This is a genomic window from Collinsella sp. HCP3S3_E5 (assembly GCF_052067635.1).
In the GTDB taxonomy this organism is placed as follows: domain Bacteria; phylum Actinomycetota; class Coriobacteriia; order Coriobacteriales; family Coriobacteriaceae; genus Collinsella.
Window position 1 is genome coordinate 61,252 of the sequence record NZ_JBQHQF010000012.1, and the last position, 11,156, is coordinate 72,407.

Sequence of the window (11,156 nt, forward strand, 5' to 3'; positions counted from 1 at the left end):
AATCCCTACCCGTGGCGCAGACGTACCACAGACCAGGCTTTCGTTATTGACTATTGCTTCAGCCGAAAGCTCGCGTGTAGGACGGCTCCATGCCATCGGTACTTATGCGGACCAGGACATCTGCATTGCAGTGGGCCTCCGCGAATGTTGCGTCGTCCTCTCGGCCCTCTGCCGCAAAGCAACCTGCCAGGATGGCGGATGTTGGGCTGAGCATGTTGCGTAAGTCGCGCAGGATTGCATTTACCGGGCGGTTGTCGTCGAGCATTTCGAGTCCGTCGATTACGACTACGACGTCCTTTAGTACTGCCCTGTTCCACGTTTGGTCGCCGAGCAACCAGCTCGTTAAAAGGTCCATGGTCATGTTGTCTTCGGCAAAGATGCCCAGGTTGCGCTGCTTGAGGCGCATCGTTGCGCGAATCGCCTCGACCTGTCGTTCCTCAGGATCCTCTGACACCTTGTCATCCATCTCGGCGCGAATAAGCCGGGCGATCGCGTCCTCTTCACGCTCCCAAATCGGCATGTAGAGCACGGCGCACCGCTCACTCAGTCGTAGCACCGCGTGTGCCAGCACGTTCGAGACATCTTCATGCGCGCCGCCAATCACGCTGAGCTTGCCCAACCCAACGCCGCCACCTAGGGCGTCATCGACCGACATACCGCTTTTCAACACACAAGGAGTTTCAAAAAGCGACGTCTCCATACGGCGATCGAGCCCAGAAACCAGTCGATTGCGAAACCCGCTGAGGTCAAAAACCTCGTCATCACGCTCTTTGCGATTCCCACTACGCTGATTCGCGGGCGTCGGCGGCATCACGCCTGATGGGCCCAGCATCTCGCCCAAACTCACAGAACGGCCAATTCGGTCGTCCCTGGAGTCCATCTTTAGCGTCATCGCAACCCTCCTAACGCCTACCACGCTTGCCAGTAGCCTTAAAATTCCAAATCGGCTTGAGTCGGTGAATAACATCAACCGTCGGGTCCATGAGTCTCAGTACATCATCCGCAGGCTTATACGCTTCGGGCGACTCATCGAGCGTCGTCTCGCATGCACTCGGACAGTAGATGCCGGCATCGCGCATCTCGTTAACGAACGACCTGGTGTCGAGCGTTTGGAACGCTTTGGCGCGGCTCATCGCGCGACCCGTCCCGTGCGGCGCCGAACAGTTCCAGTCCTCGTTTCCCTTGCCGCGTGCAATAACGGCACCGTCGCGCATGTTGAACGGAATCAGCACCATCTCGCCCGCATGAGCGCTAATAGCGCCCTTGCGAATCATGCCGCCTTCCGAGATGTAGTTGTGCATGGTGGTAAAGCCGTCTCCGTCGAGCCGAATTCCCGTACGCTCAATAATCTGTGCGACAATCGCCTTGCGGTTCTGATTCGAGAAGCGTTGGCAGTTATGCATATCGACGAGATACTCGGCAGAAAGATCTCCCACGAGATACTTAAGCTCGTCGGGGATATCTGCCGTGCACGTCTTCTGCGCCAGCGCCTGATGATGCTCCGCCGTCTGCTTGCCCATGTTGCGCGAGCCGGTGTGCACGACCAGATATTGGCACCCATCCTCGTCCTCGTCGAGTTCAATGAAGTGATTGCCGCCGCCCAGCGTGCCCATGGAGCGCTCAACCTTGCGCTTGTCCTGAAGCCAATCGCGCGACTCCATGTCAAAGTCCGCGAGTACGCAGGCAGGATCGCGATGAAGGCTAAAGCCCGTGGGCACCGCGCGCTTCACATCGCGATTGAACTGAATGAGGTCGTCGCGCGCGATGGTTTCCGCAAGCGGCACGCAGTACATCCCGCATCCGATGTCGACCCCAACCAGGTTGGGAATCACCTTGTCGCCCAAGTTTGCCGTAAAGCCAATCACGCAGCCCTTGCCCTTATGGGCATCGGGCATGATGCGGATCTTGGCGCCTTCAAACGCCGGGCAGCTGGAAATCTCCTCGATCTGCTCCTTGGTTGAATCCTCAAGATTCTCGGCAAAGACTTTGATGTCTGCCATCGCATTTCTCCTGTTCTGATCCTTGTAAACCGGAATCGGCCCCAAGCCAATAGAGCGCATGTCACACCTGCCAGCCAAACCGCCGATTTCCGTTTAACCACCTTTCGCCCTATTCGAGCTCTTATTGCTGCGAATACTACGGTCGCGCGGACTACAATGAGTCCCAATAACGGGTCTTGTTTTGTATCTCCGGTTGGTACCCTGCCGGCGAAAGGAGACAACGTGGCGAACAGACCAAATCAAAAGCTCAGGCTTCTGTTCCTGCTTAAAACCTTGATGGAAAAGACCGACAGCACGCACGGGCTCACAACGCAGCAGATTATCGAGGAGCTCGCCTATCACGACCTTGAGGCAGAGCGAAAGGCCATCTATCGTGATCTGCAAACGCTTCGCGACTTTGGGCTCAACATCAACCAGCGCGGTGGCAGGGAATGGGCCCTGGTCTCACGCCCGCTCGACCTGCAAGAGCTCATCATGCTTGTTGACGCCGTGCAGAGTTCGCCGTTTTTGACCGATGAGTTGACTGACCACCTCATCGGCAAGCTGCAGAGCCTCGCCAGCCTGGGCGAACGCGAGTTGATGCACAAGCGCGTCGACGTGCCTTCGCGCGTGAAGATGCAAAACTCTGATGCCCTGCTCAACATCGACTTGATTCAGCAGGCTATGCGCGAAAAACGCAAGATCCGCTTCCATTACTTCCACTACGACGCCGCCAAGCAAAAGGCCCTTAATCATGACGGAAAGACCTACGAGCTCACGCCTGTACGCCTTATCTACTCCGACGAACTCTATTACATGATCGGGTTTCGAGATAAATGGGCTAATGCCGGCTCGGGTCATCAGCCGTTCACGCCCTACCGCGTCGACCGCATGCTCGATGTTGCGGTGTCCGAGGAGCCCGCGACCAAGGATCCGCGTATCGCGGGCTATGTGCTCGAAGATCACGTTTCGCCGTCGTTTGGCGTTTACGCGGCCGACAAGACCACCGTCGTGCTGGAACTCGATGACCGCGCAATGAACCCGCTCATCGACAAGTTCGGGCTCGACGCCGTTGTGTTTGAGAACCAGGATGGGCGCTTGCTGGCGACCGTCAAAGCCCCGCTGTCTCCGCAGTTCTTTGGCTGGCTGCTGCAACTCAGCACGTTCATTAAGATCGTTCAACCTCAAAGTGCCATCGATACGTATCTTGACTATCTCGATAGCACGCGTGCGCTCTACCAGAAAGACAGGTAATACTGCCATGAACATGACCCCCAACTTTAACGTATCGTTCGAGCGCCTGAATCCCGAACAGCGCGAGGCCGTCGAATGCCTAGATGGTCCGTTGCTCGTCATTGCCGGCCCCGGCACCGGCAAGACGCAGCTGCTGAGCCTGCGCGCGGCGAACATCTTGGCCAAACGCGACGCCGCCCCTAGCAACATCCTCTGCCTCACCTATACCGAGGCGGGCGCGGAGGCCATGCGCAAGCGCCTGATTGAGCTCATCGGCCGCGACGCCTACGGCATCGAAGTCAGTACGTTCCACGGATTTGCAAGCAGCATCAGGTCGCGCTATCCCGAGTACTTCATGCGCCCTTCGACCGACACGCTTGTTACCAGCCTGCACCAGCAAGAAGTTTTTGATCGGCTGCTCAAATCGCTGCCCTTTGGTTCTCCGCTAGGCGGAGGGTCACCCGATATGCCTGCACAAAACATCGGTAAGATGATCGGCTTTGTCTCCAAAATCAAACGCAGTGGCCTGGACTACGACACGCTGAGCGCCATCGCGCAGCAGAATATCGACGCCGCTACCTGGCTCACCGAACATTCCGAGCTGCTTTCGCTCGCCTGCGAAAGGGCAAGCGCCGTGTTGGCCGAACGCTTTGAGGAAGAGGTCGAGCGTGTCTGCGCCATGGCACCCACATCGCTCACCCGCCCGATTGACTGTCCCGCCGGCACGTACGTGCCGTACATTCTTGAGTTGCGCGACACCGTTCGCCGCACCGAGCTCATCGATGAGAAGGGCAAATCCTCGGGATACACCAAGGTGCGCGATGCCTTCTTTGGAGGCAGCAACTCTCAGGGGCGCACGTTTAAGATTGTGGAGCAGAGCGAGCGACTCAAGACCGCTTGCGACGTCGCGCGTCGCTACCAGAGCGAGCTCGACCAACACCATCTCTACGATTACGACGACATGATCGGCGACTTCGTTAACGCCGTCGAGCACAACGACGCGTTGCGCCAAGTGCTCCAGGACACCTATACCTATATCCAAGTTGACGAGTTCCAGGACACCAATGGTGCCCAGATGCGCATCATCGAGCTGCTCTGCGACGGCGTTGATGCGCCCAATATCATGGCCGTCGGCGATGACGATCAAGCCATCATGCGTTTTCAGGGCGCCACGATCGAATGCGCCAACCAGTTTGCGGCCGAGTTCTCGCCCCGGAGCATCGTGCTCAAGACCAACTACCGCTCCACGCCCGCCATCGTTGAGCTTGGTCAAGCTATCGCACGGCAAATTGAATATCGCCTCAACGCCAGCTCGAATAAGTCAATCGAAGCCTTTAAGCCTCAAGGCGATCAGGTCAGCTTTAGCGAGAACGTCTACACCGGCAAAGCCGAGGAATACGCCGCCGTTGCCGCGAGCATTAGGCAGAGGATTGATGCTGGCTACCTCGATGACTGCGAAGATCCCAGCGAAGGAATTGCAGTCATCTCCGCCAAACACGCCGCATTGCGCTCGCTGATTCCCTTCCTCGTTAAGGAGAACGTGCCGTTTTCGTATCGCGAGCGGCAGAATCTCTTTGCCTCCGAGCGTATGCAGACGACTTTGGCACTGTTGCGTTGCGTTACCGCGCTTGCTCGCGGGCAAAAAGGGCTGGCAAGCAGCTATCTCCCCCAGATCATTTGCGCCACCGAGCTGGGCGGAGATCATCCGTCATCCGTGGCGTTTGCGCTCAGCGCCAAGCGAGACCAGCATGGCGACTGGATGGCCGCCATGCGCGAGAGCAATATCGCCCGCGTCAAAGAGCTGCACGACGACCTTATGCAGTGGGCGGCCGAGGCCGGCGCCTCCCCGGTCAGAGCGTTGCTCTTTAAGATTGTCAAACGCAGCCTTGGCTATTATCAGGATCATAAAAAACAGGATCCGCTGGGTGCCGCCGAATTCAATGCCGGCATCCGCGCCCTACTCGCCTTTGCCGAGGGTGAAATGGGCGACGCGCGCCGCATGGGACGCGCGCTTCGCCTGCCCGATATTGTCGACAAGCTCGATGCCGCTCAACAGTTTGGCGTGAGTATCGACGCATCGATCGACCTCGGCACGCCGGGAGCTGTTCGCCTCACCAGCGCCCATAGCTCTAAGGGCCTGGAATTCGACTGCGTCTACCTTCTCGATGCCGACGACTCCACTTGGCACAAAGGCGCCGGCGGAATGAGCTTGTACCCGTCCAACCTGCTTATTCGCGATGAAAAGGATGATGACGACGCGCGCCGCCTGTTGTTTGTCGCCATCACGCGCGCTAAACGACACCTCGAGCTGTGCCGCGCCGGCGGATCGGCGCTGCAGGAGCTCACGGGGCTTATCGACTCTTGCGAAGTTTCTGCTGAGACAGACCAGCTCAGCGTTGCAATCGAAACCGAGTGGCGCGACAACTACGTGCTCGATACGCCCGAGCTCCGCGCGCTTCTGGAACCTCATACCGACGTGAAGTTTCTTTCTGCCACAGCGCTCAACAACTTTGTGACGTACGAGCCTGGATGCGCAAATAGTCTGCACTTCCCTGAGAAGCAGATTGTGCGCCTGCCCACGGCGCCCACGATCCAAACCGAATTCGGCACCATCGTTCACGCGATGTTCGAGGAGATCGTTAATAGAATGGCAGCCGATGGCGAGGCGGCGATTGAGACAATTGAGGCCGAGTATCGTCAGCAGATTTCGTGGCTCGATTATGCCCCCGAGGACGTCCATCGCTATTCGGAGCGCTTCGAACGCATTTGTCGTGCATTCGTCCCCTGGCTTGTCGAGCACGTGCATGGCTATCGCTGCGTCACGGAGGCGAATATGCAGTGCCTGACCACCGAAGGAACTCCGCTCTTTGGTTTTCTCGACCTGCTCCTCGTTGACGATGCAGCTAAAACGGTAAAGATCGTTGACTACAAGACTGGCTTTGGCAAAGAAGTCCCTGCAGGCTACCATCGTCAGCTCAAGTTTTACAAACTGCTGGTCGAAGCGTCACCCGAGTTTTATGGCTACACCGTCACTTCCATGGGCGACTACTATGTAGAACCCGACAAGACAACGGGCGAGCTCCGCCCGCCGTTCGCGACAACCGCCAACGCCGACGACATTGCCGAGCTCGAACAACTCATCGATGCCGTATGGTCGCGCATTGAACACGGCGCTTGGGATACCAGCGCTTTTGAGCAGAGCGATGCCCATGAGCTTGCCATCGAGGAGCAGAAGGGCTGCCGCAAAAAAGCCGATAAAACCGAGGTCATGCAGCGCGCCTACGAGCACTGGCTAGTCGAGAACCCCGGAATGTGACAAAGTGGCGGTCCCTTTGCCACATTATTCGATGACGGTGCGGGAGTTTTGCTTATGCATGGTGGCGAGCATGTGTTTGGGGACGGCGTGGACCATGCAGCTGCCGATAGTCGCGCTCGCGGCGGCCTTGGCCGCGTCACTGCCGTTTTTGGTCGCGTAGCTGTGGCGGAAACGCTTGAGCATGGCGATGTCGTTGCCGCCGTCGCCGTAAACCGCGACCTCGTCCTCGGCAATGCCGTAGTAGCCCGCCAGCCAGGCCACACTCTCGCCCTTGTTACACGCCACGTCCGTGATCTCGAACATCACCGGATCGAACGGCGCGTTGACCACGCGGTCCGAGCGCTCGGCCAAATACGCCTTAAGGTCGCGCTCCAGCTCGGGCGAGGTCACGCGACAATTGATCTTGCATACGTCATGGCGCAGGATGTCACCGATCGACTGGTCGAAATATTGCTCCTCGTGATACCCCCCACGTGCACGCATGCCGCGCATCACGATGCGCTTGATAGGACTGTCCTTTTTAAAGCCCGCCTGGTGCATCTCGAACGATCCGCTCGAGAACATGCCATCGGGCGTGGAGCAGTCGAAGCAAATGTCCGGGAACGCCTTGAGCAGCTCCTCGGTAACCTGCGGGTCGATGGTCCAGGTCTTGAGCACCTCGCCATGGCTGTTGCGTACGATGGACCCATTGGAGCAGCAGGCGTCAAGCGCCAGGCCCGTAAAGCCATGCTCGCCGATCGGCAGCGTCGAGCGCCCGGTCGCGGGAACCACATGCAGGCCAGTTTCGGTCAGCTCGCGAATGGCACGGCGGATGGTCCCGTCTGCCTCGTGCAGGGCGTTCAGCAGCGTTCCGTCTAAGTCGCTCGCAAACATCTTGATCATGGGCATGCCTCTCCTTCGTCTGCACGATATTGTAGACGAGAACGGGCGCGCCCCAAGAGAGGCACGCCCGTCAGGCGAAAGATTGTCCTACACCGCGGCGGGGCCGTGTTCGCCGGTGCGGATGCGGATAACTTCCTCGACCGGCTCGACCCAAATCTTGCCGTCTCCAACGGCGCCGGTGCGGGCGGCGTTGCAGATGATGTCGACAATTCCGTCGACATGCTCATCGGCGCAGATAAGGGTGAACTGTACCTTAGGGATCGTGTTGACAAGCAACTCGTTGCCGCGCACGTATTCCTTCCAGCCATGCTGCGCGCCGCAGCCCTGCACCTGGTTAATAGTCATGCCACGAACATCGGCAGCAAACAGCGCATCTTTAAGAACCTCGAGCTTTTCCTGGCGCACGATAGCCGTAATCTTCTTCATAGTGAATTCCTCTCAATAATCAACGTATCCCTTTGCATGAGACGCGGGTTTCCCAGGTGCCGCAAACCAACCTCAGAAATCAATTTTATTATGTAATGGCTTAGTGTTATTGAAGACTTACTTACTCACTGTAATCATGTTAGCACACCGACCAAGGGTTTCTATGAGTCCTTATTTGTTTGTCCGTGCTAGATATTTGACGGTGACTTTGATGGGACTTTCATCTTGGTGTCGAACTCCACGACTCTGTCATCACCTTTAAGCCACTTGCAACCACAGGATAACAATAGTCGCTGTCATCACGAGCAAACCGCTTGCGTCCACCCTTTGGCAATAGTCGCTGTCGTCACGAGCAAGCCGCTTGCGACTACCCACGCGGAGTTAAACAATAATTGCAAACTGAAGCTGCAAATCCACCCGACAAGGCTCTTTTATAAAACCCATTGTTTAGACGACCAGCAATCTCATCAGGCTCTCACCTTGAATAGTTTCCCAGCCAATCTGCGTGACTGCCTCCGACAGCTGTCTATCATGCGTAACCAACAGTAACGCGCCAGAGAAACCGCTCAGCATCTCCTGCAGCGCCTCAATAGAACCCACATCAAGATGATTCGTCGGCTCGTCGAGTACGAGGAGGTTGGGATTCGTAACAAGCTGTTCAGCAAGCATGAGTTTGCGGAGTTCGCCAGGACTCAAATCGTCGCCATCGAGCAGTTTGTCAGGGTCGGAGTTCAACCGCGCCACGATGGAGAGGATGCGACCTTTCGTCTCCTGGTCCTGGTCTCGGAGATGCCTCAGTGCTCGCTCGCGTTCCTCTGGCCCGACGTCCTGGGGAACGTACGCAACTTTGACATTATCAGGAACAGATTCGATGACGCTTCGCACCACCAGGCTCTTTCCCGTTCCGTTCGCACCGGTCAACACCACGTGATCCGTTGGCGAGATCCAGAGCTCCGGCACGTCTATCGAGAACTCGCCAGCAGACAGTCGCGACGCCTCCAAGTGCGCCACGCAGCTTGAGCGCGCAGCGACGCCGAACTCGCCGATGCGATGGTCGTATCTTTTCGAGACGGTTTTCTCAGAAAGCTCTGCCTCGGCCTTTGCGAGCCGCCCGCTCATTTTGGACGAGAGCTTTCCCGCTACGCCGTCCTTTCCAGATACTATGGCGCGTCCGATCTTCTCCCGAGCGTCGCTGTCTTTTTTGCTCAAGCCGCGCTTGCTTCGCTTGCCCTTCTGACGCGCCGCCTCTTCGCTCCTGCGCTGGGCTTCTGCCTTCAGGCGCTTAGCTTCACGAGAGGCTTGCTCGCGATCCCTCATCGCAGAGGCGCGTTCGCTCGCCGCCTGGTCGCTTGCCTTTGAGTACCCGCCGGGGCGCATGGTCCAACGTGCGCCCTCGCACATGAGGCTCTGGCCCACAAGGCCATCGAGCAGGTCTCTATCGTGCGAGATGAGGATGCCGATGCCGCTGAAGGAGGCCAGCGCCTCCTTCACGATGTCGCGCGTGGCGGCATCGAGGTCGTTGGTCGGCTCATCCATGATGAGGACATCTGGTTGTGCATAGAGGGCGCACGCGATCTGGAACCGCTTCTGCTGACCGCCCGAGAGCGTGTCGTAGCGCCAGAACCAGTCGTCTTCGATGCGGAGCAGTGCCCTTGCCCGTTGCGCCTCCTTGCCCCAATCCGATGCGAGATCAAAGAGCTTGTCTGGCTCTTGGGTCGAGTCTTGCTCGCAATACGACGCGAACAGATTCGGGCTCACCGTCCCGGAATCGGGTGTAATAACGCGGGCGGCGATACGGGCGAGCGTGCTCTTCCCGCATCCGTTGTCGCCGATGATGCCCGTCCATCCCGATGGGAACGTGGCGCTGACGTCTTCGATGGCTGGCGATGCCGTACCGGGGTAGGTATAGCTGATGTGAGTGAGATTCAGTTGCATGGCGAGCTCCTTTGAGAGGAGGTCGCGCAGGGGTCAGGCACGCGATGTATGGATTTGGAACGAGAAGGCACTGAAGCGATGCGGCACCCTGAAGCGCGACCGGATGTACAGAATGGTCGTATGGGGTACCCGAAACGGGCATTGCTAGTTCTTCATCTAACCTGACCTAACTCGAAGCGGCGCTTGCCAAAGGCCCCGCTGGATGATTGATATCTAGGATTATAGCATGGTAATCAGGTGGCAACTCGCCGGCGCGCCCTTGGCTCGTCGCTTCACCCAAGTGCTGATTGGTGCTGAGAGCGGAGAGACTGCGTGGCACTGCTCCCTCTAGCTGGCGCCTGATGCTGGAAAGCATCGCGCAGAAACGCCCGCCCTTCCCGCAACCCGCCAGAGCATGGCCGAAGGCGGCGGTTGGCACTGCAGCCTCCTCCCATGTTATCTTTATTGAAGATAATTAAGAAGGTGGTGCACGATGTGCAGAACATACCCGGGAAAGGAAACGAAACACAGAACCAACTCATAACAGCGACGCAGCAGCCCTCGAGTCCCGTGGCCCTGAGCGCAGACGTTGAGATGCTGCTCGAGCGCTTTTTAGTCGAGGCCGAGCTGGCCGAGACCACGAAGGAGACCTACCGCAGGACCCTGAGGGGCTTCTTCGCGTGGAAGGAGGAGCGAGGGATCGCAGACCTCGCCAGGGGAGACATTCTCGCCTACAAGCAGGACATGCTGGCGCGGGTGCGGCCCTCGACGGCGAGCACCTACCTCACCGCGGTCAAGAGCCTGTTCAAATGGCTCGAGTCCGTGAGAGCCTACCCGAACGTGGCCGCGGACATAAAGACGGTCAAGCTAGTGGGCAACATCCACCGCAAGGACGCGCTGACGCCGGCGCAGGCCAAGCGCGTGCTCCAGGTGCTGAAGGGCGACACGCTGCAGGCCAAGCGCGACTTCGCGCTGGTGAACCTGCTCATCAGAGTCGGCTTACGCTCGGTGGAGGTCACGCGAGGCCGTCTGGGTGATTTGCGCAACAGGGGCGATCAGACGATTCTGCTCGTCCAGGGCAAGGGCAGGGTCGAGAAGGACGCGCTCGTGGTGCTGACCGATGCGACTCTAGGACCCATTTACGACTACCTGGCAGCGCGCAGGTGCGAGGGGCGCGAGGTCGTCGGGGAGGACTCGCCGCTGTTCGCCAGCCTCTCCAACAAAACATATGGGAAGCCGCTGTCCACGCGCAGCATACGGCAGATTGCGAAGGAGGCCCTGCGCGCGGCGGGGCTCGACAGACACTATGACCCAATCCGAGGGCACTAAAAAGATAGGAGCCCCCGCTCGTGACCGCGGGTCGGGGCTGCGACAATGATGTTGAAGTGCCATAGGCGCAGCCGCGC

Annotated in this window: 8 protein-coding genes; 3 read left to right on the top strand and 5 right to left on the bottom strand. The window is 58.3% G+C overall.

Annotated elements, in window-relative coordinates; translation table 11 throughout:
* Positions 1-58 precede the first annotated feature (58 nt).
* On the bottom strand, positions 59-892 hold the full coding sequence (locus tag ACTM82_RS05280; protein ID WP_441054843.1) for a hypothetical protein: 834 nt from the start codon (positions 890-892) through the stop codon (positions 59-61).
* 10 nt (positions 893-902) lie between these two features.
* Positions 903-2,000 carry an RtcB family protein gene (locus tag ACTM82_RS05285; protein WP_441049061.1) on the bottom strand — a complete coding sequence of 366 codons (1,098 nt, stop codon included), beginning with the start codon at positions 1,998-2,000 and terminating at the stop codon, positions 903-905.
* 222 nt (positions 2,001-2,222) lie between these two features.
* Between ACTM82_RS05285 and ACTM82_RS05290 the strand changes: the two genes are divergently transcribed.
* Together ACTM82_RS05290 and ACTM82_RS05295 are read left to right on the top strand one after the other, a co-directional pair.
* On the top strand, positions 2,223-3,233 hold the full coding sequence (locus ACTM82_RS05290) for a helix-turn-helix transcriptional regulator (protein ID WP_441054841.1): 1,011 nt from the start codon (positions 2,223-2,225) through the stop codon (positions 3,231-3,233).
* Positions 3,234-3,240: 7 nt separating this feature from the next.
* Positions 3,241-6,528: an ATP-dependent helicase gene (locus tag ACTM82_RS05295; RefSeq protein ID WP_441054839.1), complete on the top strand. Its 3,288-nt coding sequence runs from the start codon at positions 3,241-3,243 to the stop codon at positions 6,526-6,528.
* Positions 6,529-6,552: 24 nt separating this feature from the next.
* Here ACTM82_RS05295 and ACTM82_RS05300 read toward each other — a convergent pair whose 3' ends face one another.
* The 3 genes from ACTM82_RS05300 to ACTM82_RS05310 all read right to left on the bottom strand — a co-directional run bounded on the left by ACTM82_RS05300 (position 6,553) and on the right by ACTM82_RS05310 (position 9,771).
* Positions 6,553-7,410, bottom strand: coding sequence for an HAD-IIB family hydrolase (locus ACTM82_RS05300; protein ID WP_441054837.1), 858 nt, complete (start codon positions 7,408-7,410; stop codon positions 6,553-6,555).
* Positions 7,411-7,497: 87 nt separating this feature from the next.
* Complete coding sequence (locus ACTM82_RS05305) at positions 7,498-7,836, bottom strand: P-II family nitrogen regulator (RefSeq protein WP_099432138.1); 339 nt, start codon at positions 7,834-7,836, stop codon at positions 7,498-7,500.
* 447 nt (positions 7,837-8,283) lie between these two features.
* Positions 8,284-9,771, bottom strand: a complete 1,488-nt coding sequence (locus tag ACTM82_RS05310; RefSeq protein ID WP_441048890.1) for an ATP-binding cassette domain-containing protein — start codon at positions 9,769-9,771, stop codon at positions 8,284-8,286.
* 432 nt (positions 9,772-10,203) lie between these two features.
* Here ACTM82_RS05310 and ACTM82_RS05315 point away from each other — a divergent pair, with 432 nt between their 5' ends.
* Positions 10,204-11,079: a tyrosine-type recombinase/integrase gene (locus ACTM82_RS05315; protein WP_441054835.1), complete on the top strand. Its 876-nt coding sequence runs from the start codon at positions 10,204-10,206 to the stop codon at positions 11,077-11,079.
* Positions 11,080-11,156: the final 77 nt, after the last annotated feature.